The sequence below is a fragment of the Sulfitobacter sp. F26169L genome, assembly GCF_026410285.1.
In the GTDB taxonomy this organism is placed as follows: Bacteria; Pseudomonadota; Alphaproteobacteria; order Rhodobacterales; family Rhodobacteraceae; genus Sulfitobacter.
Genome location: NZ_JAPMLP010000001.1, coordinates 643,359 through 668,523, shown reverse-complemented (window position 1 = coordinate 668,523; position 25,165 = coordinate 643,359). Strand labels below are relative to the sequence as shown.

The 25,165-nt window shown below is 57.1% G+C and carries 25 protein-coding genes; 6 read left to right on the top strand and 19 right to left on the bottom strand.

Annotated features, from left to right (window positions below; all coding sequences use genetic code 11):
• Position 1: 1 nt before the first annotated feature.
• Entirely contained in the window at positions 2 to 358 is a 357-nt protein-coding gene (gene hisI, locus OS189_RS03170) for a phosphoribosyl-AMP cyclohydrolase (RefSeq protein WP_267165820.1), read from the bottom strand.
• Between the two features lie 75 nt (positions 359 to 433).
• Between hisI and OS189_RS03165 the strand changes: the two genes are divergently transcribed.
• A complete protein-coding gene (locus tag OS189_RS03165; protein ID WP_267165819.1) occupies positions 434 to 880 on the top strand; it encodes an iron-sulfur cluster assembly scaffold protein in 447 nt (148 codons plus the stop codon).
• Positions 881 to 1,098: 218 nt separating this feature from the next.
• Here OS189_RS03165 and OS189_RS03160 read toward each other — a convergent pair whose 3' ends face one another.
• The 5 genes from OS189_RS03160 to sciP form a co-directional block, all read right to left on the bottom strand.
• A complete protein-coding gene (locus OS189_RS03160) occupies positions 1,099 to 1,227 on the bottom strand; it encodes a hypothetical protein (protein ID WP_267165818.1) in 129 nt (42 codons plus the stop codon).
• A 96-nt stretch (positions 1,228 to 1,323) separates the two neighbouring features.
• Positions 1,324 to 3,414 (bottom strand): ATP-dependent DNA helicase RecG, encoded by a 2,091-nt coding sequence (gene recG, locus OS189_RS03155; RefSeq protein WP_267165817.1) that lies wholly within the window; start codon positions 3,412 to 3,414, stop codon positions 1,324 to 1,326.
• Positions 3,411 to 5,519 (bottom strand): NAD-dependent DNA ligase LigA, encoded by a 2,109-nt coding sequence (ligA, locus tag OS189_RS03150; RefSeq protein WP_267166061.1) that lies wholly within the window; start codon positions 5,517 to 5,519, stop codon positions 3,411 to 3,413. The genes recG and ligA overlap by 4 nt, the downstream gene beginning before the upstream one ends.
• A gap of 119 nt (positions 5,520 to 5,638) precedes the next feature.
• Positions 5,639 to 6,346 carry a response regulator transcription factor CtrA gene (ctrA, locus tag OS189_RS03145; RefSeq protein WP_267165816.1) on the bottom strand — a complete coding sequence of 236 codons (708 nt, stop codon included), beginning with the start codon at positions 6,344 to 6,346 and terminating at the stop codon, positions 5,639 to 5,641.
• A 101-nt stretch (positions 6,347 to 6,447) separates the two neighbouring features.
• Entirely contained in the window at positions 6,448 to 6,726 is a 279-nt protein-coding gene (sciP, locus tag OS189_RS03140; protein WP_267165815.1) for a CtrA inhibitor SciP, read from the bottom strand.
• 132 nt (positions 6,727 to 6,858) lie between these two features.
• On the opposite strand from sciP, the gene mnmA reads away from it, so the two are divergent.
• A complete protein-coding gene (gene mnmA, locus OS189_RS03135) occupies positions 6,859 to 8,001 on the top strand; it encodes a tRNA 2-thiouridine(34) synthase MnmA (protein ID WP_267165814.1) in 1,143 nt (380 codons plus the stop codon).
• On the opposite strand, the gene lpxB is transcribed toward mnmA, so the two are convergent.
• The 13 genes from lpxB to pyrH all read right to left on the bottom strand — a co-directional run bounded on the left by lpxB (position 7,998) and on the right by pyrH (position 20,322).
• Complete coding sequence (gene lpxB / locus OS189_RS03130) at positions 7,998 to 9,155, bottom strand: lipid-A-disaccharide synthase (RefSeq protein WP_416237450.1); 1,158 nt, start codon at positions 9,153 to 9,155, stop codon at positions 7,998 to 8,000. The genes mnmA and lpxB overlap by 4 nt on opposite strands.
• 5 nt (positions 9,156 to 9,160) lie before the next feature.
• A complete protein-coding gene (locus OS189_RS03125) occupies positions 9,161 to 9,946 on the bottom strand; it encodes an LpxI family protein (RefSeq protein ID WP_267165812.1) in 786 nt (261 codons plus the stop codon).
• Entirely contained in the window at positions 9,943 to 10,722 is a 780-nt protein-coding gene (lpxA, locus tag OS189_RS03120; protein WP_416237440.1) for an acyl-ACP--UDP-N-acetylglucosamine O-acyltransferase, read from the bottom strand. Before lpxA ends, OS189_RS03125 begins: the two co-directional genes overlap by 4 nt.
• A complete protein-coding gene (fabZ, locus tag OS189_RS03115) occupies positions 10,722 to 11,192 on the bottom strand; it encodes a 3-hydroxyacyl-ACP dehydratase FabZ (RefSeq protein WP_267165811.1) in 471 nt (156 codons plus the stop codon). Before fabZ ends, lpxA begins: the two co-directional genes overlap by 1 nt.
• Before the next feature lie 71 nt (positions 11,193 to 11,263).
• Complete coding sequence (locus OS189_RS03110; RefSeq protein WP_267165810.1) at positions 11,264 to 11,839, bottom strand: OmpH/Skp family outer membrane protein; 576 nt, start codon at positions 11,837 to 11,839, stop codon at positions 11,264 to 11,266.
• 3 nt (positions 11,840 to 11,842) lie between these two features.
• A complete protein-coding gene (gene bamA / locus OS189_RS03105; protein WP_267165809.1) occupies positions 11,843 to 14,200 on the bottom strand; it encodes an outer membrane protein assembly factor BamA in 2,358 nt (785 codons plus the stop codon).
• Positions 14,201 to 14,341: 141 nt separating this feature from the next.
• Complete coding sequence (locus tag OS189_RS03100; protein ID WP_267165808.1) at positions 14,342 to 14,473, bottom strand: hypothetical protein; 132 nt, start codon at positions 14,471 to 14,473, stop codon at positions 14,342 to 14,344.
• 136 nt (positions 14,474 to 14,609) lie between these two features.
• Positions 14,610 to 15,962, bottom strand: coding sequence for an RIP metalloprotease RseP (gene rseP, locus OS189_RS03095; RefSeq protein WP_267165807.1), 1,353 nt, complete (start codon positions 15,960 to 15,962; stop codon positions 14,610 to 14,612).
• A 4-nt stretch (positions 15,963 to 15,966) separates the two neighbouring features.
• Entirely contained in the window at positions 15,967 to 17,139 is a 1,173-nt protein-coding gene (dxr, locus tag OS189_RS03090) for a 1-deoxy-D-xylulose-5-phosphate reductoisomerase (protein ID WP_267165806.1), read from the bottom strand.
• A 3-nt stretch (positions 17,140 to 17,142) separates the two neighbouring features.
• Positions 17,143 to 17,934, bottom strand: a complete 792-nt coding sequence (locus OS189_RS03085; RefSeq protein WP_267165805.1) for a phosphatidate cytidylyltransferase — start codon at positions 17,932 to 17,934, stop codon at positions 17,143 to 17,145.
• 8 nt (positions 17,935 to 17,942) lie between these two features.
• Positions 17,943 to 18,695, bottom strand: coding sequence for a polyprenyl diphosphate synthase (gene uppS, locus OS189_RS03080; RefSeq protein WP_267165804.1), 753 nt, complete (start codon positions 18,693 to 18,695; stop codon positions 17,943 to 17,945).
• A 151-nt stretch (positions 18,696 to 18,846) separates the two neighbouring features.
• Entirely contained in the window at positions 18,847 to 19,410 is a 564-nt protein-coding gene (gene frr, locus OS189_RS03075; RefSeq protein WP_267165803.1) for a ribosome recycling factor, read from the bottom strand.
• 186 nt (positions 19,411 to 19,596) lie between these two features.
• Complete coding sequence (gene pyrH, locus OS189_RS03070) at positions 19,597 to 20,322, bottom strand: UMP kinase (RefSeq protein ID WP_267165802.1); 726 nt, start codon at positions 20,320 to 20,322, stop codon at positions 19,597 to 19,599.
• 107 nt (positions 20,323 to 20,429) lie between these two features.
• Here pyrH and miaA point away from each other — a divergent pair, with 107 nt between their 5' ends.
• The 4 genes from miaA (at position 20,430) to OS189_RS03050 (ending at position 25,114) form a co-directional block, all read left to right on the top strand.
• Positions 20,430 to 21,311, top strand: coding sequence for a tRNA (adenosine(37)-N6)-dimethylallyltransferase MiaA (gene miaA, locus OS189_RS03065; RefSeq protein WP_267165801.1), 882 nt, complete (start codon positions 20,430 to 20,432; stop codon positions 21,309 to 21,311).
• A gap of 121 nt (positions 21,312 to 21,432) precedes the next feature.
• On the top strand, positions 21,433 to 22,278 hold the full coding sequence (locus OS189_RS03060; RefSeq protein ID WP_267165800.1) for a helix-turn-helix domain-containing protein: 846 nt from the start codon (positions 21,433 to 21,435) through the stop codon (positions 22,276 to 22,278).
• Between the two features lie 308 nt (positions 22,279 to 22,586).
• Positions 22,587 to 23,633 (top strand): ABC transporter permease, encoded by a 1,047-nt coding sequence (locus tag OS189_RS03055; protein WP_267165799.1) that lies wholly within the window; start codon positions 22,587 to 22,589, stop codon positions 23,631 to 23,633.
• Between the two features lie 14 nt (positions 23,634 to 23,647).
• The gene (locus OS189_RS03050) at positions 23,648 to 25,114 is read left to right on the top strand and encodes an ABC transporter permease (protein ID WP_267165798.1); all 1,467 of its coding nucleotides are present in this window, start codon (positions 23,648 to 23,650) and stop codon (positions 25,112 to 25,114) included.
• Positions 25,115 to 25,165 lie beyond the last annotated feature (51 nt).

The following is a 25,165-nucleotide window of genomic DNA, read 5'->3' as shown; positions in this document are numbered from 1 at the left end:
GTTAGTCGGCTGGTGTCAGATCGCTCTCACCGTCCACCGTGATACCTGTATAAAAACAGCTCCGCCGTCCTGTATGGCAGGCGGGACCAATCTGGCTCACCTGCATCAGCAGGCAATCACGGTCACAATCCACCCGCATTTCCTTCAGTTTTTGCACGTGCCCCGAGGTCGCGCCTTTGGCCCAGAACTCCTGCCGCGAGCGGCTCCAGTAGGTCACCTGCCCTGTTTCCAGCGTGCGCATAATGCTTTCGGCATTCATCCACGCCATCATCAGCACCTCGCCACTTTCGTGATCCTGCGCGATTGCGGGGATCAGCCCGGCGTCGTTAAAGGTGAGTGTCGAGGGGTCAAAAGCCATAGCGCCGCGCCTTGTTCAAAAGTTTTTGCATCTGGTGGTTATCAGCTTATGTAGAGGTCAGCCAAAGGAAATGCCATGTCCAACGATACCGATTTGATGAAGCTCTACTCCGCACGCATTCTTGCGCTGGCGGCGGATATTCCACATCTGGGTCGGCTTGAGACACCCGATGCGAGCGTAAACCGTCGCTCGCCCCTGTGCGGCTCAAGCGTGACGGTAGATGTCAAAATGTCGGGCAACCGGTTGGAAACACTGGCGCAAGACGTAAAGGCCTGCGCATTGGGTCAGGCCGCGGCGGCGATAACAGCCAGCGCAGCCCAAGGTGCAACTGTGGAAACCGTGAAACTTGCCCGCGACCAGTTGAAAGCGATGCTGAAAGACAATGGCGGCGTGCCGGACGCGCCATTTGACGGATTCGAGGTGCTGACCCCTGCGGTGGAGTACAAAAACCGCCACGCCTCTATCATGCTGAGCATTGAGGCACTGGCCGAAGCGATGGAAACCGCACTCCAGATGGCGTGAACCGAAAAGCCGCGAACAGAGATTGCGCAAAAAAAGGCGCCGCACATCCGGGACAGATGGCGGCGCAAGAAAAGCGTTACTCATGTAGGACCCAATGGCCGGTTTGGGGAAGGCACCCCCTAAATGTTACGGACAGGCAGAACGTAACATATACAGCGCATCAATTTGGGACAAATGCGCCAGTAAACCGGCCATGGCATGAGAGCGCAGGCAGAAAATCAGACAAGTCCGGGAAGATGCAAACCAACTACCAACATCACAACCAATGCAGCGGCACCCGCGGCGTCATGCGCCAACGTATCTTGCGACCGTTCGGCGATTGCTTTGAGTGTGCGGTAGAAGCTCATGTCTCTCTCCATTCTTGTTGCCTCTTTGTTCTCACACTATTAACGCGCAGTAAAGAACTTTTTAGGAACATTTGTGAACTTTCTGGATCACCTCGCCTAACCGACTGAAATCAAACGGATTGCCTCGTCCTGCCGCATAAGCCACAAAAGCAGTCGTGCCGCCCGCCCGCGCGGGCTTTCCAGTTTGGGATCATCGTTAAGTAACTTGCGTGCATCCGACTGCGCCACCGCCATCAGCGCGGCCTGTTTTTCCAGATCAGCGACCTTGAAACGCGGCACACCTGATTGTGCTGTGCCGATCAGATCACCGGTGCCGCGCATTTTCAGATCGGTTTCGGCAATTACAAAACCATCCTCGGTTTCACGCAGCACTTCCAGACGCTGGCGTCCCGTTTCACTCAGCGGGCTCTGATACATCAACAAGCAGCTGGAGGCAGCACTGCCGCGCCCTACCCGACCGCGTAACTGGTGCAATTGCGCCAGTCCGAAACTCTCGGCGCGCTCGATCACCATGATCGTGGCGTTGGGCACATCAACACCCACTTCGATAACCGTTGTGGCGACCAGTAACTTGGTTTCGCCGCGCTGGAACGCCGCCATGGCCGCGTCTTTTTCAGCCGGCGGCATCTGGCCATGGACCAGCCCGACCACCCCTTCGCCCAAGGTGGCGCGCAACCGTTTGAACCGCTCTTCAGCGGCTGTCAGATCGCTGACCTCGCTTTCCTCTACCAGCGGGCACACCCAATAACATTGCCGCCCGTCTGCCATTGCAGCGCGCAGGCGTTCCGTCACCTCGTCATAACGTTCTGTGCTGATCAGAACCGTCTTGATCGGTTTACGCCCCGGCGGCTTTTCATCCAGAATACTGACATCCATATCGCCGTACTGCGCCAATGCAAGGCTGCGCGGAATTGGCGTTGCGGTCATCACAAGCACATCCGCCTGTCGCCCCTTGCGCCCCAGTTCCAGTCGCTGGCGCACGCCAAATCTGTGCTGTTCATCCACAACTGCAAGGCGCAGATCGTTGAACACAACCGTTTCCTGAAATACCGCGTGGGTGCCAACCAGAACGTGGATATCCCCCTGTTCCAGCGCAGCCAGTTTTCCTGCGCGCTCTGCCCCCTTGTCCCGGCCTGTCAGAATCTCCAGCACCACACCGGCACTTTCGGCCAACGGACGTAATCCTTGCAGGTGTTGGCGCGCCAGAATCTCTGTCGGAGCCATCAGCACCCCCTGACCACCCGATTCCACCGCCGCAAGCAACGCCATAAATGCAACCAGCGTTTTGCCCGCACCAACATCCCCTTGCAGCAGGCGGTTCATCCGGTGCGCTGTCGACATATCAGCAATGATCTCGGCAATCGCGCGGGTCTGCGCCCCCGTTGGCGTGTAGGGCAGATTTGCCAGCACTTTGGCTTGCAATGTCCCGTCCGGTTGGGCCGCGCGGCCCTTTTTGCGCCGCTCGACCTGTCGGGCCAGCGCCAGCGTGATCTGGTGGGCAAACAATTCATCATAAGCGAGACGTTCGCGCGCGGGGGCCGTGGCAGCAATATCTGCCAAAAACGCAGGATCATGGGCGGTGTGCGCGCCACTGCGGAAATCCGGCCATCCGGTCTTGGCGATCTGGCTGTGGTCAATCCACTCTCCCATTTCGGGGATCAACGCCAATGCCGCGCGCGTGGCCTTGTACATCAGCTTTTGCGAAATTCCGTGGGTAAGCGGATAGACAGGTTCAAATCGCGGAATACTGTCCGCCTCGTCCTCGGGCACAGTAAAGTCGGGGTGGACCATTTGCGGAATGCTGTCAAACACCTCAACCCGCCCCGATACAATTCGGCGGCTTCCCTCGGGCAACTGGCGCTGCCAGTAATCCCCGCGCGCGTGGAAAAACACCAGTTGAAAGGACGTCTGCGCATCTTCAACGTGAATCCTGTACGCGCCTGTTTTTGTGCGGGGCGGCGCGTGCTTTCCGATGGTAACCGCCACTGTCAATGTCGTCGGAAACGCCGCGCCCTGAACCGTGGTAACCAAACGCCGGTCAATCCCCGATTGCGGCAGCGTAAACAACAGATCCCGCGGCGCAACCACCCCCAGCCCCGCAAAGTTCTGCGCCGTTTTCGGGCCAACGCCTGTCAGCGTGTCCAGACCCGCAAACAGCGGGAACAGGGGTTCGGGTCGCGTGCTCATGACTCTGCGATCAGCGCGAGCCAGCCATCTTCGTCCAGCGTTTCAATCCCCAGCTCGGCCGCCTTCTTGGCCTTTGAACCTGCACCGGGACCGGCCACCAGAATATCGGTTTTCGCACTGACAGAGCCGGATACTTTCGCTCCCAACCGCTCGGCGCGCGCTTTCGCTTCCGCGCGGCTCATCTTTTCGAGCGTGCCTGTGAACACCACGGTTTTTCCGGCAACGGGGGATCCCGTTGTATCCGCGCGCACGGCTTCCTGAACGTCAAGTTGTGCGACCAGCCGCAAGATCGACGCGCGCTCTGCCTCCTGGGCAAATGCCCCGACAAGCGATCCGGCCATAACCGTGCCCATCCCGTCAATTCCGATCAGGTCCTCCCAAGCCGGCCCCTCCTGCCCACGCGCATCCTCCATCGCCTGCGCCAAAGCATCCCATGTGCCGTAGTGCAGCGCGATCATATTCGAGGCAGATTCGCCCACGTGACGGATGCCCAGACCGAATATCAGGCGCGCCAGCGGGATTTTGCGCTTGTCCTCGATGGCGGCAAACAACGCCGAGGCTGATTTCTCTCCCCAGCCTTCGCGGTTTTTCAACTGCTGCATGCCGGTGCCATAGCGCTCCTTCAGCGTGAAAATATCCGCAGGTTCTGCGATCCAGCCATCGGTGTAGAACTGTTCGACCTGTTTTGCGCCCAGCCCGTCAATGTCAAACGCGCCGCGTGAGACAAAATGTTTCAGCTTTTCCACCGCCTGCGCTGGGCAGATCAGTCCACCCGTGCACCGGCGCACCGCGTCGCCCGGCTCGCGGATAGCGTCACTGCCGCACTCGGGGCAAACATCGGGAAATTCATAGGGTTCGGCGGTGTCAGGACGTTTGGTTATATCAACATCCGCGACCTTCGGGATCACATCGCCAGCACGGTAAACCTGCACCAGATCACCGATGCGAATATCTTTTCCACCCCGGATTTCATTGCCTTTGCTGTCCAGCCCTTTGATGTAATCCTCATTGTGCAGGGTCGCATTGGAGACAACCACTCCCCCCACGGTCACAGGCGCCAGCCGCGCCACCGGACTGAGCGCGCCGGTTCGCCCGACCTGAATGTCGATGCCTTCGAGTATGGTCCACGCCAGTTCTGCGGGGAATTTATGCGCGATAGCCCAACGCGGCGTCGTCGAGCGATAGCCGAGGCGATCCTGCAAGGCCAGATCGTTAACCTTGTACACCACACCATCAATATCATACCCCAGTGCGGCACGCTGCGCTTCGATTGCTTTGTAATGCCCTACCATTTCAGTGGGGCCATCACAGCGGATGGTCAGTGGATTGGTCGAAAAGCCGAATCCCTCCAACGCCCTGATCGCCTGCCATTGGGTTTGCCCCAAAGGCGCCGAAAGACTGCCCCATGCATAGGCAAAGAACCGCAAGGGCCGCGCGCGGGTGACTTCCGCATCAAGCTGGCGCAACGATCCGGCGGCAGCGTTGCGCGGGTTGGCGAATGTCTTCCCGCCGATTTCCTGTTGCCGGCCGTTCAACGCCTCGAAATCCGCATGGCTCATGTAAACTTCGCCGCGCACCTCAAGGATGTCGGGTGCGTCTTCGATCCGGTGGGGAATATCGGCAATTGTTCGCGCGTTGGCGGTAACGTTTTCGCCCACAGATCCATCGCCGCGTGTGGCAGCCTGTATCAAAACGCCGTTCTCGTAGCGCAGTGAGAGGGACAGCCCGTCAATCTTCGGCTCGGCAGTGTATTCCAGCGGCGTATCCGCCCCCAGACCGAGGTATTTGCGGATAGAAGCATCAAATTCCTGCACATCCTCATCGGTGAAGGCGTTGGCAAGCGACAGCATGGAAATGCTGTGTGTAATTTTTCCAAACCCCGCCGCGGGAGCCGCCCCGACCACATCGCTGGGGCTGTCGCGGCGCTTCAGATCGGGGAAACGCGCCTCTATCGCCGCATTGCGCCGCTTCAACGCGTCGTATTCGGCATCGCTCATCACCGGCGCATCATCGGTGTGATAGGAGGTGTTCGCCCCGGCCAGCTGCTGTGCAAGTGCGGCAAGCTCGGCATTTGCCTGCGCTCTTGTCAGCGTATCAATATCCATTTCCGAAATATTCGCTTTGGAAGTCACAAAAACCCGCCTCTGGTTTACCGCCTATCCGCTTTTAGATAGGCTGCCACCCGAGGCAGGTCTAGCATCTTTCACACTGGATGAACGCGCTTTCAGGCGCTGACGGCGATATCCATCTCGGCGGGTTCAGGATCACGCAGCACATATCCCCTGCCCCAAACTGTCTCGATGTGGTTGGTGCCGCCTGTTGCGGTTGTCAGTTTCTTGCGCAGTTTGCAGATAAACACATCGATGATCTTCAACTCAGGCTCGTCCATGCCGCCATACAGATGGTTCAAAAACATTTCTTTCGTTAGGGTTGTTCCCTTGCGCAGGCTCAGCAGTTCCAGCATCTGGTACTCTTTCCCAGTCAGATGCACCGGTTTGTTTTCAACGCTGACAGTTTTTGCATCAAGATTAACCGATATCAAACCAGTATCGATCACCGACTGGGAATGCCCTTTTGAGCGGCGGATGATGGCGTGGATACGCGCAACCAGCTCTTCGCGGTGGAAGGGTTTGGTCAGATAATCATCAGCGCCAAAACCGAAACCACGAATTTTGCTTTCCGTATCATCGGCCCCTGAAAGGATCAAAATCGGCGTTTCTATCCGGCTTAGCCGAAGTTGGCGCAAAACCTCGTGGCCATTCATATCGGGCAGATCCAGATCCAGCAGAATAATGTCGTAATCATACAACTTGGCCAGATCGATCCCCTCTTCTCCCAGATCGGTCGCGTAGACGTTCAGGTTTGCATGGGTCAGCATCAGTTCGATGCTTTTAGAGGTCGTGGGATCATCTTCGACAAGCAGCACGCGCATATTTGTTCATCTCCGCCGGGTTGGGTTTAACTTATGGCTCTGAACGTGAACAAAAATAGTTAACCGCAGGTAAATCTTGACAGCATAAATGGCACAACAACCTAAGGTTGTCTATATTTTTGCACCATTGTTGCCTTCAATGCGGATTCGCCATGATTTGAGACCGCGCGGACCCATTCAATAAACTCGTCATCACTCAGGCTATAGCGCTCAAGCGCGTCGTCTTTGCTGATCAATCCGTACACCACACCGCGCACAACGGCGGCTTTTCGCGATGCTACCCACCTTCGGGTGGCGGCGGGCGGCAAATCCGCGTAAGTCATCACCGATCCATCCGCGAGGGTCACAGCCCGCGGTCCGTCAACTTTTTTGAGATACATAAAACAACACCGTAATCATTACCTGCATTGAGTTGACCTGTTTGCCGTTAATGACAGGTGAAGCCACCCCTTGTGAGTAGTTCGCATTTTCCTATATTCCACCGTAACTGTCCCAGACATGACGAGGCCCCCATGCCGCTTGACCAGACCCCACCGCTGAATTCCCTTGGCTTTGCCAAAGCCCCCGCCGACACCCGCGTGGTTGTGGCGATGTCGGGTGGTGTCGACAGCTCCGTTGTGGCTGCGATGCTGGCCGAAGAAGGCTATGACGTTATCGGCGTCACTTTGCAGCTGTATGATCACGGGGCGGCGCTGGCCAAAAAGGGAGCGTGTTGCGCCGGCATCGACATCCATGACGCGCGCCGCGTGGCCGAAGATATGGGTTTTCCGCATTACGTACTGGACTATGAAAATGTGTTCAAAGACGCGGTGATAGACGAATTTGCAGACAGCTATCTGGGTGGTGCAACGCCCGTACCCTGCATCCGCTGCAACGAGCGTGTGAAGTTCAAGGATCTGTTGGAAACCGCCAAAGACCTTGAGGCCGATTGCATGGCGACGGGCCATTACATCCAGCGCAAAATAGGTGCAGCGGGTGCGGAATTGCACGCGGCAGCGGATGCGAGCAAGGATCAGAGCTATTTTCTGTTCTCCACCACGCCCGAGCAACTGGATTATCTGCGCTTTCCGCTGGGCCATCTTCCCTCCAAGGAAGCAACGCGTGAATTGGCGGAAAAATACGGACTGCGTGTGGCGAACAAGCCCGACAGTCAGGATATTTGTTTTGTGCCTGACGGAGATTACGCATCGGTGATCCGCAAACTGCGGCCCGAAGCCGCTGCCCCGGGCCAGATTGTCGATACCAAAGGGCGTGTGCTGGCGCAGCACGAAGGGGTGATCAATTACACCATCGGGCAGCGGCGCGGCCTGGGCATCGGCGGGCTTGCCGATCCGCTTTATGTGGTGCGTCTTGATGCCGACCGCAAGGAAGTGGTTGTCGGGCCGAAACACATGCTGGCCACGCGCACGGTTCCGGTGAAAGAAATCAACTGGCTTGGCGATGAACCTTTTGCATCGCGCAAGGAATGGAATGTGTCGGTGCGTGTGCGCTCAACCCGCCCGCCGACCGAGGCGATCCTGCGTCCGCTGTCGGATACAACCGCAGAGGTAGAGCTGGTGGCAGCGGAAGAAGGCATCAGCCCCGGGCAGGCCTGCGTGTTTTATGATACAGACAGCAGCCGCATCTTTGGCGGCGGCTGGATACATCGCGGCTAAGGCTGCGCGATGCCGTCCAGCACGGCACGCGCGGCGCGCACTCCGGGGGCTTCGCCGCCCCGCCCCAAACGCTCCATGGTCAGCGCCATTGCAGCGCGCTGTTGATCAGGGTTTGCCATCACATCGCCAATCGCGTCGGCGATATCGGAGGCAACGCAAGCCTTGCCGATAAATTCGGGCACAACTCGCGTTTGCGACACCAGATTGACCAGCGTAACAGTATCTACCTTCACCATCCGGCTAATGATCATCCTGCTTAGCGGGCTCATGTCATAGGCGATCACCATGGGCGTATCGGCAGCGGCCAGTTCCAGCGACACCGTGCCAGATGCAGCAAGCGCCACGTCGGCGGCGCGAAATGCTGCGCGCTTTTGGGTCATCGCGGCATCATATGTGCCCTCGCGCGGGTCAAGCACGGTGGTGTCGGGCCAATCAGCAGTAAGCGCCAGCACGGATGCGGCAACCGTGGCTGCCGCCGGCACGACAATGCGCAGCGCCGGATTATCCGCCTTCACCTGCCGCACGACTTCGCCAAAACGCGCACCCAATCGCCCCACTTCCGAGCGGCGCGATCCGGGCAATACCATCAGCAAGGGCGCGTCGTCGATGCCGTGATCTGCGCGAAACGTCTGCGCATCTGCACGCGATGCCACGGGTTCCGACACAACGGGATGCCCGACAAAATCACAGCGCATACCAACCGCCTGCATATAGGGCGGCTCAAACGGGAGCAGCGCAAGCACCTGATCGATATGGCGCGCCATCTTTGCAGCGCGGCCTGCACGCCACGCCCATACACTGGGCGCGACGTAATGCACCGTGCGCACTGCACTGCGCGCCTTGACCAGCTTCGCCACCCGCAGGGAAAAATCAGGGCTGTCTATGGTGATCAAGACATCGGGCTGCTGCGCAATCACAGCATCTGCTGTCTGCGCGATGCGGCGTTTCAATTGGCGGTATTTCGGCAGGATTTCCGCAAGGCCCATCACGCTCAGCTCGCTCATGTCAAAGCGGCTGGCCAAACCTTCGGCCTGCATCTGCACACCGCCGATGCCCTCGAACACCACATCCGGGTGCAGCTGTTTCAGCCCCGCCATCAACGCGCCACCCAGTTTGTCACCGGACGGCTCACCCGCAAGGATGAACACCCGCAGGCGGCTCATTCTCCGGTCCGTCCCCAGAATACGATATCGTATTTATCAGCCAGTTCGGTGCATTTTTCCGGCTGCAAAACCAGCACATCACCGGCATCCACCACAATGCCATACAGTCCGGCACGGTGCGCGCCATGAAATGTTTCCGGCCCGACCGTGGGCAAATCGATGATCCGCGATTGCCGGGCTTTTGGGCCTTTGAACAGTATCGCATCTTTCAACGGGCCAAGCCCTGCGATCATCGCGTCGGTGCCGCGCGCGTCCTCCATTGCCTCGACACGGCCCTGACTGACAATACAGCACTGCCCCTTGTCCAGCGGAGACATTTTCAGCAGATGTGCCGCACCAACCGCCGCATCCTTGCGCATTTGTGCATCCGGCCAACGGGTGCCATAAACGGTGCCTTTGGCCAGCAGGTCGGGCGCAATTTCATGGACGCCCAATACGGTGAATCCCGTCTTTTCAAACAGATCAACCACAACACGTAATGCGCCGTCATCCCCTTCTTGCAAGGCCTGCATGAACATCGGCACCAACGGCGCTGTTTCCGCGTCAAGCTTTGTCGGGTCCAGCACAGGACGGTCCAGAGCACCGGCAAAACAAACATGTGTGATGCCGCGCGCGCCCAATTCCAGCAGAAGCGTACCCAAGGTTTCCAACCGGAAGGTCAGATCTGCCGTGACACCGGACAGCGCGATCCCCTCATAGCCGCAGACCAGCGGCGGCGCATCCAGCGCCTGCACGACCAGCGCCGGTAAATCACCGCGCCCGACAATCAGCGCCAGCCTCATTTTGGTGTCAGGAAATGACGACCACTGTCGGCCATCACAAAATCAACGATCTCGCGGACATAATCACTTTCGGTTTCGGCCCCCAGACGGGCGGCGCGATCATGGAATGTGCCATCGCCCTGCGCAAGCATCTGAAAGGCGGCGCGCAAAGCGGTAATGTCATCCCGTGCCACACCACGGCGTTTCAGACCGACAAGGTTAAGACCGTCCAGATGACCCCGCGGCGCCTGTACAAGGCCATAGGGGATCACATCGTTGGTCACCATCGTGACCGCACCGATGATTGCGCCGCGCCCGATGCGCACCCATTGGTGAATGCCCGACAGGCCGCCGATGATAACATGATCCTCGATCACGCAATGGCCTGCAACAGCAGCATTATTCACGACAACAATTTCGTTTCCCAAAATCGCATCATGCGCGATGTGGCAGCCCGCCATAAACAGATTATCATCGCCCACACGGGTAATACCGCCACCGCCTTCGGTGCCGCAGTTCATGGTAACATGTTCACGGATCCGGTTGCGCTTGCCAATCTCCAGGCGGCTCGCCTCGCCTTTGAATTTCAAATCCTGCGGGATTTCACCGATTACGGCGAATGGAAAGATCACCGTTCCGTCGCCAATACTTGTCTGACCGCTGATCACCACATGGGATTTCAGAACCACATCGGCCCCGATCACCACATCGGCTCCGATCACACAAAACGGACCAACCGTAGCGGAGGCATCAATTTGGGCGCCGTCTTCAACAACAGCACTGGGGTGAATGGACATTATTCATCCCCTTTGGGCAAATCCAGCATCGCCATAAATTCGGCTTCAGCAGCCATTTCACCATCGACAGTTGCCACACCCGCGAACTTCCAAATCTTGCCCCCCGGTTTACCGCGCAGTGTTTTAAGGTCCATCCGCAGCACATCTCCCGGCACAACCTTGCGGCGGAATTTGCAGTTATCGATCGACATGAAGTAAATCAGCATGTCGCGGTCCATCTGCTCCAGCGCAACGCCTACCATCACCCCTGCGGTCTGCGCCATCGCTTCTACGATCGTAACGCCGGGCATAATAGGGGTTCCAGGAAAGTGGCCCTGAAAATGCGGCTCGTTCATGGAGACGTTTTTATACCCCACCGAGGATTGCGTGCCGTTGATCTCTTCGACCTTATCTACCAGCAAAAACGGATAGCGGTGCGGCAAAATGCGCTGGATCATCTGGATGTCCGCGCGCTGGAGGTCGTTTGTCATGGGAGAGGTCCTTCCGAAATCTTTGGCGCAACAGCTAACAATTGCACCGCTGCTGGGCAAGCGTGACTGCGCTAGTCTTGTGAATCGCCTTGCGGCGCCGGGGTCACATTTTCACCTTCGCCCAGCTTTGTATTCAGACGCGCGATTGCTGCTGACGTTATATCGCTGCTGTTTGAACTGATGAAAACTGTGCGTCGCTCAAGGATCACTGCTGCGCCGACTTCGGCCATCAGCTCCTGCAGCACAGGCACGGCAGCGCTCAGAAAAATTTCGCGCTCTTGATCCAGCAAGGCATTGAGATTACGGGATTTTGCAGCTTGTGCCTGACGGGTTTCCTGTACGCGGGTATCAAAGGCATCTGCAAGCGGGCGAAAGGCCTCTGGCGTCATGCTGGCGCGACGATCTGTCAGATCCTGTTCAGCTTCTGCAAGCTCAGCCTCGATCCGGCGGTTCTCGGCAGCAAGTTCGTTTCCGCTTGCCTCGATCTCGCGCGCGACACGTTTTCCAAAATCACTGTTCAGAAACAGCCGGTCACTGTCAATTGTCAGAATAGCTGTGTTCGTTGGCGTGCGCAGGTCTTGGGCGGCCATTGGCGCTGCACACAGCAGCCCCAACGCCAGCCCGATGCCCTGAACCGCACGCCGCACGGTTTAGAATTGCGTCTGAAGGGTGATTTCGAACTTCTGCTCGCGGTCGAAATCTTCCTTGCGGATCGCATCAGAGATGTTGAACTGCAATGGCCCAACCGGGGTATCCCAAAACAACGAAACACCGATGACATGGCGGAACGATCCACTCTCGCCCTGCGCGGTGCCGCCGTTCAGGTTCACGTCCGACAAATCCCACAGGTTGCCAACATCATAAAATACCCCCCCGCGAATGCCATACTCTTCCGGCAGCCCAAGCGGGAATTCCGCCTCAAGGCGACCGACAAGATAGAGGTTGCCGCCCAGAGGATCATTGTTCTTACCCGCTGCATCGCGCGGCCCAACACCACCGGGCTTGAACCCGCGAAGCTGTGACGGGGTCAGCAAAAAACGATCAACGGCACGGTTTGTACCGCTGCTCCATGCCAGCGCCCCACCCTCAAGCGTTGCACGAAGGGTCAACTCTTCGTTCAGGAACTTCTTTTCACCGATCACCTTGGCAACGCTGCGCACATATTTCTGATCGCCGCCAAGACCTGCAAAATCCTGACTAAAGCGGAACAGAACACCTGCGTTCGGATCCAGACCCGTGCGGCGTGTATCGTAGCTGTATTCGTAGCCGATAGAGGACGCGACAAGTGATCCTGCATCGATATCGCTTTGAATCATCACCCCATGTTCAATCGGATCACGCGCTGTCACTTCTGCTTGCTCTGCGGTGTAGCGCAGTTGCAGCCGGCCGTTTTCGGACACGGGAAAGGTCAGACTGGGGCGGAACGTCAGGCGGTTGCTGTCATAGGTCGAGAACGAGGAGTTCGTCTCGGAGTAGTCAAGCTCAAGGCCGAAGCTCACGTCGCGGCCCAAAAGAGATGGTTCGACAAAGCGGAAGCCGTAGCGTTTGGCATCCGACGCGGTTGATACATTCAACGTCAGCTTCTGACCGCGACCAAGGAAGTTCTCCTCTGCGAAGCTTACCGCAACGCCCAAGCCGTCGTTTGACGAAAACGATCCACCAAAGTTGAGCGAGCCGGTCGGCTTTTCCTCAACGTCTACATCGATCACAACCTGCTCGGGCGTGGAGCCTTCGCGCGCGTTCACTTCAGCAGTTTCGAAATACCCCAAGGCGCGGATACGTTCTGCCGATTGGCGGATTTCACGAGGATTGAAGGGATCACCCTCAACACTGTCAAACTGGCGGCGCACAACGCGGTCAAGCGTGGTTGTGTTGCCCTCGATATCAATCCGTTCAACAAAAATTCGCTGGCCGCGAGACAGAACAAACTCGACGTCCAATGTGAGATCCCGATCATTGCGGGTCACACGCGGTTCGACGCGCATAAAATCGACACCATCACGGATGGCCTGCCGCTCCAGACGGGCGATATCGGCTTCGACCAACGTAGGAGAATACACCACGCCAGGTTTTACCTTAACGTATTGCGCATATTCATCGCCGTCTACATTCGGCATATCCGATGTGACTGTAATGTTACCAAACTGGAACTGCTGGCCTTCCTGAACATTAAAGCCCACGAAATAGCCGTCACGTTCCTCGGTCAACTGTGCGTTAACCGAGTTGATGCGCATATCGACGTAGCCGCGCGAGAAATAGAAATCGCGCAGTACCTGCTTATCAAATTCGACACGGTCCTCGACGAATGTGTCGCGGCGTACCAGACGACGGAAAATACCCGCCTGCTTGGTTCCCAACACGCGGCGCAAACGACGATCCGAGAATTTGCGGTTACCCACAAAGCTCAGGCGCTCAACTTCGACGTTTTTGCCTTCAAACACTTCAAACACCAGATCCACACGGTTCTGGCTGCGTTTGATCACCTTGGGCTGCACCCGTGCGGCCAGACGGCCATCGTTTGAATATGCCTGCGCAATGGAATTCGCATCCTTTTCCGCAAGTGCCGGATTAAACACCCGCCGCGCTGTAGAACTGATCACAGAACTCAGCGCATCATCTTTGATCCGGCGGTTGCCCTCAAACGAAATGCGGTTGATTGTCGGTAGCTCAACCACTGTGATCTTTAGCGTACTGCCCTGCGGCACAATCGCAACGCTCTCGAACAGGCCGGAATTATTCAAACGCTGGTAGGCATCATTCAACTGCCCCGCGCTAATTGCTTTTCCACGCCCGATTCCGGCTTGCGAAAGGATCGCGCTGTCACCGATACGTTGGTTCCCCTCAATCATAACCGAGTTGAACTGATATTGCTGCGCAAACGCTTGAGACGCTGGCGCAACATATGCTGTTGTTATCAAAAGAGAAAAAGCAAGCCCTTTGAGGCCTGTTGAAATATGGTTGTACTGCTCAAGCGTGCTATTGGCACGTGAATTAGACCCCAGGCTCATGGTTGTTACCCAATCTTATTAACACTGTTGTGCCTTGAGTAACGGTCGGGGGCTTGCTTGTCAAAACCATGAAGCTGTTTTTACGCGGCAAAAAGGCCTGCGTTGCACGCAGACCTCTGTTTTCGAATAATCTGGGGTTTGTTAGTACTGAAGTGTGCCGACAAAGGCGCCGGCAAATAGCGCAAGAACAATCGTACAAATATACAACGCGCGGTCCCAGTTGAGGTCCATCAAAACGCTCAGTCCCCGGTAGCCTTTAGAAATCGTCTGCATGGGTCGCTCCTTAATCAAACAACACGACGTTAGGCTAATGATTAACGGTGGATTACGGCAAATACGGGTGCCAAATGTGGCAAAAGCAAGGCATTCGCCCTGCTTTTGCTTTTAACTTAACGAAATATTAACAGTTTTACGGGCAGAACAGATCGTTGGACAAAGCAAACAGCATAAGGCCAAGAACCAACGTGATCCCGATGCTCATCAACACACGCAACGCCTTGTCGCTGGGCGGCTTTCCGGTCACGGCCTCATAGGCGTAAAACGTCAGGTGGCCGCCATCCAGCGCAGGAATGGGGAACAGGTTGAGCAGCCCTACAGCGGTGCTTAGTACAGCGATAAAGTTGATGAAGCTCAGCGCGCCCTGACTTGCCATCGCACCGGATACCTTCGCAATGCCCACGGGGCCGGACATATTACAGCTGCTGATCGCACCCGTCGCCATGTGCCAAAGACCCGAGATCGACCCCTTGATAATCCGCCATGTGCCTGCAACACCGCTTTTGGCAGCCTCGATGATGCCGGGCGTTTCGGTGGCGGCGGTGATTGCGCTATCGCTGGAAATGCCGATGCGCATTACGTTGATAAAGCTGCCATCCGCCTGCGGCTCGTCCGTGGATTTCGGGACCAGCGTGAATTTCAACACCTCGCCATGGCGCCAAACGTCCAGCAACAGTGGCCGCCCTTCGGAGCTTTCGACCGCTGTCTTCAACTGCTGAAACGCAAATGTCGGCTCTCCGTCGATACCGACGATGACATCTCCTGCAGCAAGCCCTGCCTCGAGCGCGGCTGTTTCCGCACCAACACCGCCCACCAGCGCAGGCATGGGATAAGGCCCGTCAACAGTGACAGAGGCGCCATCACGCAGCACGGTATATTCAAGCTCGGGCTTGAGCGGCAGTTCGTCCATATAGGTGCGGTATTCAGGGCTGCGGATGCTTGAAGGGAAGCTGCGCCCCTCTATGGCCTGAATCACATCGCCCTTCCGCAACCCTTCGATCTGGTTGGGGAGCGGCTTGAGGGATTCGACAGTGAGCGGATCGCGCACGGTACCAAGGCTCATCGCGATGGCACCGAAGATGATGATAGACATCGCAAAATTAAACGCAGGGCCTGCGGCAACAGTCAGCGCGCGTGCCCACAGGGGTGCACCATGCATGGTTGCGCGCAGACGGGTCGGATCAACTGCGGCGTCTTCCATCGCTGCTTCGTTCTTACCGGATGCTGCGTTGGCATCGCCCGCAAATTTCACATAACCGCCAAAGGGCAGCGCCGCGATCTGCCATTTCGTACCGTGTTTATCAAAGCGTGAATAGAGCACAGGACCAAAGCCCAGCGAAAACACATCAGCTTTGATCCCGCACCAGCGCCCGACGATATAGTGACCATATTCGTGAATCGCCACAATTACCGACAAAGCGATAACAAATGCAACAAGCGTCCAGATAAAGCCGCCGAATTGCGGAATAAGTGTTGTGAAGTCCAATGCTCTACCCTGCTCTTTTTTTGATAGCCGCGTTTGCGGCCTTGCGTGCCAGATGGTCTGTTTCCAGCACGTTATCAAGGGTCATGGTGGCATCAATATGACCACCATGTGAATCCATCACCTCAAGTGTCTGTGCAACAACATCCGACATTTGTGTGAATTTAAGGTGTCCGGCGATAAATCCGTCCAGTGCGGTTTCCTTTGCCGCGTTGAAAACGGCCCCCGCCAAACCACCGCGCGCCATGACCTCGCGCGCGATGCGAAGCGCAGGCCAGCGCACATCATCAGGGGCACGAAATTCGAATGTGCCAATTGTGGCAAGGTCCAACCGCTCAACCGGCAGATGGCGGCGCGCGGGGTGATGCAGTGCGTAGCCGATTGCATGTCGCATATCGGCAGGCCCCACATGGGCCATCAATGCACCATCGTTAAACCCGACCAGCGCATGGATCATGCTTTGCGGATGGATCAAAACCTCTATCATGGCAGGGTCAACGCCAAAGAACTCACGCGTTTCAATGACTTCCATGGCTTTATTGAACATCGATGCACTGTCGATTGTAATCCTCTGGCCCATGTCCCAGTTCGGATGGCTTGATGCCTGATCCAGCGTTGCTTCTGCCAGATCGGCAATCGGCCAGTCGCGAAATGCACCACCCGATGCGGTGATGATGATCCGTTCAACCGCCTCCATCGGCTCGCCGACAAGCGCCTGAAAAACTGCTGAATGTTCGCTATCGACTGGCAGGATCACAGCGTTATGCGCCCTGCCCGTTTCCAGCAAGAGTTTGCCGGCGCAGACCAGCGATTCCTTGTTTGCAAGGGCCAGTGTTGTGCCCTGTTGCAGAGCCGCCATCCCCGGTGCCAGACCGGCAGCGCCGACAATCGCAGACATGATCCAGTCGGCAGGACGATGGGCGGCTTCCTCCACCGCTTTGGCACCCGCTGCGGCTTCGACACCTGTACCGCTCAGGGCGGCTTGCAAATCTGACAGACGGGCTTCATCCGCGGTGATTGCAATCTGCGCTTTCAACGCTATCGCATCCGCCGCCAATTGCTTGATATTGCTGGCACCTGTCAGGGCAACCACTTGATAACTACCCGGCGCGCGCCGGATCAGATCGATGGTGTTCTGCCCGATTGACCCTGTCGCGCCGAAAATACTGACCTTGCGCATTGGCTACGCCAATCCGGGGGGGAACCCGATAGACTGACCAATGATCAGCAAAAAGACAGAGGCACCCAACATGCCGTCAAACCGGTCCATCAAACCGCCATGGCCAGGAATAAGGTCAGAACTGTCTTTGACGCCCATCTTCCGCTTCATCGCAGATTCCGCGATATCACCCATCTGAGAGGCCATTGATATCGCGACGGAAATGCCGATAAGTTGCAGCCCGACACCGGTGTTGATGGAAAACAGCAACCCCACAACAGCCGCACCGCCCCACCCTGCGGCGGTGCCTGACCAGGTCTTTTTGGGGCTGACTGCTGGCCAGAATTTCGGCCCGCCAAACGCACGGCCCGCGAAATACCCGACCACATCGGTGACGATCACAACCAGCACCAGCCACAGCATCCAGCCAAAGCCCATATCGTCACGCACCTGGATCATACCAAAACCCGACAACAGGATCATCACGGTGAAGACCATATATATAGTGCGGTTCCGCTCGATCTGGCCAAAGCCGATCAGCGCAGGTGCGAGCAGCACCGGCAGCGCAAAGCCGACAGGCAAATAAACCGACAGCAACACCGCCGCACCGGTCGCGCCCCCCAACAACAGTGGAAGTTTCGTTGAATCGGGTCGCAGAATGCCGACCAGTTCCCAAACCATCATCCCGCAAATCAAGGCAACCAGTACGTGAAACACAAGGCCACCCATCCAGATACCGAATGCGCCGATAAGCACCATTGCCGCTGCCGACCCCAGTCGGGCCGTCAGATCAGTCCATTTCTCAGTGCCGTTCATTGTTCACCTCAGGTTTTGACCCCGCCAAACCGCCTGTCGCGCCCGCCATATGACGCACAGAGTGCGGCAAACTCCTCGCGGGTGAAATCAGGCCAGAGCGTATCAATAAATTCATATTCCGCATAGGCGGATTGCCACAGCAAAAAGTTCGAAATCCGCGCCTCGCCGCTGGTTCGGATAACAAGGTCGGGATCGGGAAGAACGCAGGTATCCAAATACTTTGGAAGGGTTTCTTCATCCACATTCTCAGGATCAAGCCGCCCGTCCGCCACATCTTGTGCCAGCCGTTTCGTGGCGCGCGCCACTTCGTCACGGCCCCCGTAGTTCAATGCAATTGTTAGATGGACACGGGTGTTATGCGCAGTCGCCTCTTCCAGCTCGTTCATCAATTTGATCAGTTTGTCATCCAGCCGGACACGATCTCCAATAAACCGCACCCGCACACCGAATTCGCTCAGGCTGCGGGTTTCTTTGGTGATATAGCGGCGGAACAGGCTCATCAGGCCCGCAACCTCTACCTGCGTCCGCTTCCAATTTTCGGTCGAGAATGCGAAAATAGTGAGGTATTCGACCCCCACTTCGGGGCAGGCCTCAACTACTTCGCGGACACGTTTGGCACCGGCGTGATGACCAAACAGGCGGGGCCGCCCCCGTTGCGTGGCCCAACGCCCATTGCCATCCATAATGATCGCCACATGGCGTGGCCCGCCCGGTGCGGCCTCTGGTAGCGGTTCCGCTTTGGGTTTCGCGCGTTTGATCATAGTTTCTTCTGCATCGTGTCAGGCCTGCTGTTCGGGTCGGTTGCCCTGCGATAGAACGGCGATCCGTCGAATTTGTGGCAAAATCCAGTCAACACGGGACACTGTGCGGATAAGGGCAACACCCTCACGTCAACGATGTCGGGGACCTCAGTCAAACCTGCATGATTTCCGACTGTTTCGTCTCCAGCTGGTCATCAATCGCCTTGATCATCTTATTGGTAAGCTTTTGCACTTCGTCCTCCCAGAATTTCTGGTCATCTTCCGACATGCCGTCCGCTTTGGCTTTCTTAATCTGGTCCATACCGTCACGGCGGATGTTGCGAATACTCACCCGCGCGTTTTCGGCGTAGTTGCCTGCAACCTTACTTAGCTGGGTGCGACGTTCTTCGTTCAATTCAGGGATCGGCAGCATGATGATTGTACCGTTCAGCTGCGGATTGATGCCCAGACCGCTTTCGCGAATAGCTTTTTCAACCTTACCGACCAGCGCCTTGTCCCAGACATTGATCGTCACCATCCGCGGCTCGGGCACGTTCACCGTGCCGACCTGATTGATCGGCGTCATCTGCCCGTATGCATCGACTTGCACAGGCTCCAACATGGAGGCCGATCCGCGACCCGTACGCAAAGAGCCAAACTCGGTGCGCAAGGCCGAAATCGCCCCCGCCATCCGTCGCTCCAGATCGTCGGTATCAAGCATGAAATCTTCTGACATGCGGTATCCTTTTGTTCTTCTACCGGAATTCCGGCGTTTCTTGATATTTTAATCCGGCATCCCTGAAAACACCAGAACGCTTTCCTCCGCCCGAGGTCATCGGGGCCATTCCCCGCCCATCTGTATCAAATGCAGCGCATTTTCTGTGCGGATCGCGGAAATATCGTTTGCCTACCCGAGATTGAGTTAACCTTGCACACGGGTGTAGGTGCCCTCTCCCGCGAGGATGCCCTTGAAACCGCCAGGTTCGTCCAGCGAAAAGACGATGATTGGAAGGTTGTTGTCGCGCGCAAGCGCGATGGCCGATGCATCCATAACGCCCAACCGCTTTGCCAACACATCATCATAGGAAACTGTATCGTAGCGTTTGGCATCGGGGTATTTTTCCGGATCTTTGTCATAGACGCCGTCCACCTTGGTTCCCTTGAAGATCGCTTCGCACGACATCTCATTGGCGCGCAGGGTCGCTGCGGTATCTGTGGTGAAATACGGGTTGCCGGTGCCTGCTGCAAATATACAGACGCGCTTTTTCTCAAGGTGGCGTACGGCGCGGCGGCGGATGTAGGGCTCTGCGACCTCGTTCATGGTAATGGCTGAAATGACACGGGTGTGGATGCCCTCAGCCTCAAGCGCGCTTTGCATGGCAAGCGCGTTCATCACCGTGGCCAGCATCCCCATATAATCGGCGGTCGTACGTTCCATCCCCTGCGCGCTGCCTTGCAAGCCGCGAAAGATGTTGCCGCCCCCGATTACCATACAGATCTCTACCCCCAGATCGTGGACCGATTTCACTTCCTTCGCGATGCGTTCAACCGTGGGCGGGTTCAGGCCAAACCCCTGATCGCCCATCAGGGCCTCGCCGGAGATTTTGAGCATCACCCGTTTGAACGAAACTTGAGGCATATCTGACATATCACGGGGACCTTTCGAGGGTATTAGGACGCGAGGGTTTCGCTTCGGCGTAAAATGTCGCAAATAGCGTCGGAATTCAATGCAACGCAGGAGCGGGAGGCAAAGAAATGTTACACCATGGCGCTGCGGCCTTGGTTGCCGCCACTCCCCCGGACCGCCCCGTGTTGATCGCGGGGCCGACAGCATCGGGTAAATCGGCACTTGCATTGGAGATCGCATCGCGGGGCGGTGTGATTGTGAATGCGGACGCAAGTCAGGTGTATGACTGCTGGCGCGTTATCTCGGCGCGCCCCTCACCACAGGAGGAGGCGCAGGTGCCGCACCGCCTCTACGGGCATGTGTCACAGGATGCGCCCTATTCTACGGGGCATTGGCTGCGGGAAGTCGAACAGGTGATCGCACAGGGGCAGCGCCCGGTGATTGTGGGCGGTACGGGACTGTATTTCAAAGCGCTGACAGAAGGGCTGGCAGAAATTCCCCAAACGCCGCCAGAGATGCGTAGCCGCGCTGATTCACTGCCCCTTGATACACTGGTCGCGGCTCTTGATCCCGCCACTGCCGGCAGCATTGATCTGGCCAATCGCGCACGGGTTCAGCGCGCCTGGGAAGTGTTGCAGGCCACAGGTCGTGGGCTGGCAGAATGGCAGGCCGACACGCCCCCGCCGCTGCTGCCCCTGCATAAATGCAGCGCGATTGCACTGGATGTGGATCGTGACTGGCTAAGCCAGCGGATTGCGCAACGGTTCGATCAGATGTTGGCACAAGATGCGCTGGACGAGGTGCGCGCCGTCGCGCCGCACTACAACCCTGCCCTGCCTGCACACAAGGCAATCGGGGTTCCGGAGTTGATTGCCTATCTGCGCGGCGCGCTAACACTCGATCAGGCGCGTGAGGCCGCTATCATCGCGACGCGCCAATACGCGAAACGTCAGCGCACATGGATACGCAGCAAGATGGGTGACTGGCAAAAGATTTCCCTGCCGCAATAAAAGGGATAAAACGTAAGCGGAATACTGCGCCCCTGCGGCAAACTTTGGTGTTTTCCTTTAATTTCAATCGCGCTAAGGTTGTGGCACGCTCATCCTACCGGAACCGGAGTCGCCTGAACAGATGAGTGATACAAACCTGAGAGTTCAGACACTTGCGCAACTTGGCGGGAACAGCTCGTGGCGGTTGGGTCTGGCGCACGACAGGCCCTATCACATGTTATTCTGGTTCACCCGCGGTCAGGGACGCATCATGCTTGACGGGCAACGCCGCGGCATTGGCACGCATAACGCGGTGTTTGTGCCTGCGGGAGCCTTGTTTGCCCTTGATCCGGGACCGCAAAGTTTGGGTCAGGCGGTGATTGCACCTGTTGGCACCCCCCTGCGCCTGCCCGACCTGCCACGCCACTTGCGGGTGCGTGATGTGCAGGTTCAGGCGGAGCTTTCGTCTCTGATTGAAGCCGCTGCGCGCGAGCAATCGCAGTCGCGCCCCCTAGCTCAGGACGCACTGGAAGCGCATGTCGCGCTGATGTCGGTCTGGCTGCGCCGCCAGATTACGCTGGAAGAACATATTCCCGTCAAGCGCAGCGCTGGAGAGCGTTTGTCCCACCGCTTTGCGCAGATGATCCCGCAGCATTATACAACAGGCGCGTCGATGGCGTTTTACGCATCACAACTGGGTGTGACTCCCACCCACCTTACACGCGCAGTCAAGGCCGCAACCGGTAAAACCGCGGCCGACCTTCTAACGGAACGGGTTGTCCATGCTGCGCGCACCCTGCTGGAAAGCACAACCCACCCCGCGCGCAACATCGCCCAGCATCTGGGCTTTGGCAGTGCAGCGTATTTCACCCGTTTTATGCAACAGCACGCTGGCCGCTCACCCAGTCAGTTGCGCGCAGCAGCAGCGCCGCCCCTGCGGGGACATCTTGGCACTGCGAGCGTGAATTCCTACAGCCGCACCCATTAGCGCGCGCTGCTGCCTTGCCTGATCGCGACAATCAGCGTCGTTTTATGCAAAAAATTGTGATCCAGTGACATTGACGCGCGAGGGTAGTTCGTGCCTGATAGCGCTAGACGGTTTGCCACACACCGAGCGGGCCGCTTTATATAATAGATCTGGCCAACAGATCGCGGGGAGAGATTAAACACGCGACACTCGCATTGCGTGCATATCCGCAGCCTTTGCTGCGGCCTTCTCCCATATCTTGGGCGCAAGTCCATAAATCATATAGGCGGGACAAACCCGTTTGAAGCCAACGACAGGGGCTAACATACATGGGACTATTCATCCTCAGACGTCTGGGTGTGATGTTGCTGACGGCACTCTGCCTGACGTTCATCGTCTTCTGGCTGACGAACCTTTATCCGAACCTCGAAAAGCTTGCCAAAACCCAAGGAAACTTCCGCATGAGCGACGAGGCCGTGACCTCGTATCTGGACGATCGCGGCTATCTTGAGCCCCTGCCGATAAAATTTGCGCAGTGGTTGGGGGTTGCCCCCGGTTGGGTGACGCAAAAGGACGACGGCACTGTACTGGCGCGTTGTTATAACGAAGAAACACCAGTGGACGAACGCCGCAGGTTCTGTGGGGTCTTGCAGGGCGATTGGGGTAAATCGACCGTTTTCAAGGATGATGTCGGCGCCATTGTCGCCACGCGATTGGCCCTGACGGGCAAGTTAATGTTTTGGGTGCTGGTGCTGATGGTTCCGATGGCGCTTGCGGTTGGTGTACTGGCGGGAATGAAGGAAGGGTCAAAGCTTGACCGCTCCCTTTCGACAGTCTCAATCGTCAGCACCGCGACACCGGAATACGTATCCGGTGTTATCTTTATCGCGGTATTTGCATCCTCCGCGTTCGGGTTGAAATGGTTCAAGGGGTCGGCGACCTCTGCGATGGAGAGCGCGAATTTTGAAAACTTCTTTCTGCCTGTACTGACCATATCGCTCTACGGGATGGGATATATCGCACGGATGACACGTGCTTCGATGACCGAAGTTATGACGGCCCAATATATCCGCACCGCCCGCCTGAAAGGGGTGAGTTTTGGCAACATCGTGTTCAAACACGCGCTGCGCAACGCGCTGATTGCACCGTTCACGGTGATCATGTTGCAGATTCCGTGGCTGTTGAACGGGGTCGTGATTGTCGAGACGCTGTTCAACTACAAAGGCTTTGGCTGGGTGCTGGTGCAGGCCGCTGGCAATAACGACATCGAGCTTTTGCTGGCTGTGTCGGTTGTATCGGTTGTGGTGGTGCTGCTGACGCAGCTTATTTCCGATATCGGCTACGTCTTTCTTAACCCGCGCATTCGCATTTCATAAAGGAGGGCAGGATAATGGAACATCTCACGTGGACCGGCGCGCTTTCGCCGCTCAATCTATTCCTCGCTCTTGCCGTTGCCGTTCTGGTGATCGCGATCGTGGCACAAATTCTGGTCAGCTTTGCGCCCTCTGACGACGGGCGTGCGGTATATGCTGATGGATCAATGGCTGCCGACAGGGGATTGTCAGGCTTCATCGGGATGATCGTGCATTACGCGCTGATTGTGACGCTTGCGATTGCACTGCTGTACGCTGTCGCGGGCATCTTTATGGGGACGGATGCAGGCATCATCGGGGGCATGGCGCAGCAGTTGCTGCCGGTCTGGATCGCCTTGATCGTAACCTACGCCTTGTCGATCACTTTCAAACGCAAGCTGGGCCTTTATGGCAAGCTGTTTGACAGCACTGTCGGCATGATCGGTTTCGGGCTTGTGATGTTTTGGGTTTACGCCGGCTTTTTTGGCGGAGTTCTGGACATGATTACCACCCACGACACCCTGAGCCAGTATTCCGGCATGAAAAACAAATCCCCCGGCACTCCGCTTCGCGGCGCCGAAGCGGGAGATTTCCAGTGGTTTCTGCTGGGCGGAGACAATCTGGCCCGTGATGTATTCAGCCGCTTGTTCGACGGGGCTTGGGTGGTTGTCAAAATTGCGCCGTTTGCCACCTTGTTTGCCTTTATGGTCGGTATCACCCTTGGATTGCCTGCGGGTTATTACGGCGGCCGTTTGGACACAATCCTGAGCTTTCTGGCCAATCTGATCCTCGCGTTTCCGGTGATCCTGCTGTTCTATCTGCTGGTCACGCCGGAGATCGTTCAGACGGGTATTCCGAATTACATGGCATTGGTTTTGTTTGTCTTTCCACTGGTATTTCTGGCCATCCTGCTGAATGCGCGATTTTATACCCAGCCCAGTTTCCGCACACCGTTGTTGATTGTGGTGTTGGGCGTTGGTGCGTGGCTGTATCTGAGCCTTGTCAGTACGGATGGCGCCATAGTGGCGACACCGACATATGCCATACCCGGTTTGCCCGCGATGCTGGACGGGTTTGATATCGACCCCAACCTGCTGGTTGTTTTTGTATCGGTGGTGTTTGTAAACGCGCCCACGGTGTTCAGAATTGTGCGCGGCCTCGCGCTCGATATCAAAACCCGTGACTATGTGGCCGCCGCCCAGACCCGTGGCGAGGGGCCGTGGTATATCATGTTGTGGGAAATTCTGCCTAACGCGCGCGGTCCGCTGATTGTCGATTTCTGTCTGCGCATCGGGTACACCACGATCCTTCTGGGAACGCTGGGTTTCTTCGGTTTGGGGCTGGCATCCGAAAGCCCTGACTGGGGCACCACGATCAATGCCGGACGCCGGTTGCTGTCAATTTATCCCCATGCCGCCATTGCGCCTGCTGTGTCACTTCTGACGCTTGTGCTGGGATTGAACCTGCTGGCGGATGGTTTGCGCGAAGAAAGCCTGCGGGACTAAGCTGTAGTCGGGGCTGTTTCGGGGGCGCTGCCCCCGGACCCCCGGGATATT

Coding starts and splice junctions, on each gene's coding strand:
- hisI (WP_267165820.1), bottom strand. CDS start 358: ATGGCTTTTGACCCCTCGACACTCACCTTTAACGACGCCGGGCTGATC.
- OS189_RS03165 (WP_267165819.1), top strand. CDS start 434: ATGTCCAACGATACCGATTTGATGAAGCTCTACTCCGCACGCATTCTT.
- OS189_RS03160 (WP_267165818.1), bottom strand. CDS start 1,227: ATGAGCTTCTACCGCACACTCAAAGCAATCGCCGAACGGTCGCAAGAT.
- recG (WP_267165817.1), bottom strand. CDS start 3,414: ATGAGCACGCGACCCGAACCCCTGTTCCCGCTGTTTGCGGGTCTGGAC.
- ligA (WP_267166061.1), bottom strand. CDS start 5,519: ATGGATATTGATACGCTGACAAGAGCGCAGGCAAATGCCGAGCTTGCC.
- ctrA (WP_267165816.1), bottom strand. CDS start 6,346: ATGCGCGTGCTGCTTGTCGAAGATGATCCCACGACCTCTAAAAGCATC.
- sciP (WP_267165815.1), bottom strand. CDS start 6,726: ATGTATCTCAAAAAAGTTGACGGACCGCGGGCTGTGACCCTCGCGGAT.
- mnmA (WP_267165814.1), top strand. CDS start 6,859: ATGCCGCTTGACCAGACCCCACCGCTGAATTCCCTTGGCTTTGCCAAA.
- OS189_RS03125 (WP_267165812.1), bottom strand. CDS start 9,946: ATGAGGCTGGCGCTGATTGTCGGGCGCGGTGATTTACCGGCGCTGGTC.
- lpxA (WP_416237440.1), bottom strand. CDS start 10,722: ATGTCCATTCACCCCAGTGCTGTTGTTGAAGACGGCGCCCAAATTGAT.
- fabZ (WP_267165811.1), bottom strand. CDS start 11,192: ATGACAAACGACCTCCAGCGCGCGGACATCCAGATGATCCAGCGCATT.
- bamA (WP_267165809.1), bottom strand. CDS start 14,200: ATGAGCCTGGGGTCTAATTCACGTGCCAATAGCACGCTTGAGCAGTAC.
- OS189_RS03100 (WP_267165808.1), bottom strand. CDS start 14,473: ATGCAGACGATTTCTAAAGGCTACCGGGGACTGAGCGTTTTGATGGAC.
- dxr (WP_267165806.1), bottom strand. CDS start 17,139: ATGCGCAAGGTCAGTATTTTCGGCGCGACAGGGTCAATCGGGCAGAAC.
- OS189_RS03085 (WP_267165805.1), bottom strand. CDS start 17,934: ATGAACGGCACTGAGAAATGGACTGATCTGACGGCCCGACTGGGGTCG.
- uppS (WP_267165804.1), bottom strand. CDS start 18,695: ATGATCAAACGCGCGAAACCCAAAGCGGAACCGCTACCAGAGGCCGCA.
- frr (WP_267165803.1), bottom strand. CDS start 19,410: ATGTCAGAAGATTTCATGCTTGATACCGACGATCTGGAGCGACGGATG.
- pyrH (WP_267165802.1), bottom strand. CDS start 20,322: ATGTCAGATATGCCTCAAGTTTCGTTCAAACGGGTGATGCTCAAAATC.
- miaA (WP_267165801.1), top strand. CDS start 20,430: ATGTTACACCATGGCGCTGCGGCCTTGGTTGCCGCCACTCCCCCGGAC.
- OS189_RS03060 (WP_267165800.1), top strand. CDS start 21,433: ATGAGTGATACAAACCTGAGAGTTCAGACACTTGCGCAACTTGGCGGG.
- OS189_RS03055 (WP_267165799.1), top strand. CDS start 22,587: ATGGGACTATTCATCCTCAGACGTCTGGGTGTGATGTTGCTGACGGCA.
- OS189_RS03050 (WP_267165798.1), top strand. CDS start 23,648: ATGGAACATCTCACGTGGACCGGCGCGCTTTCGCCGCTCAATCTATTC.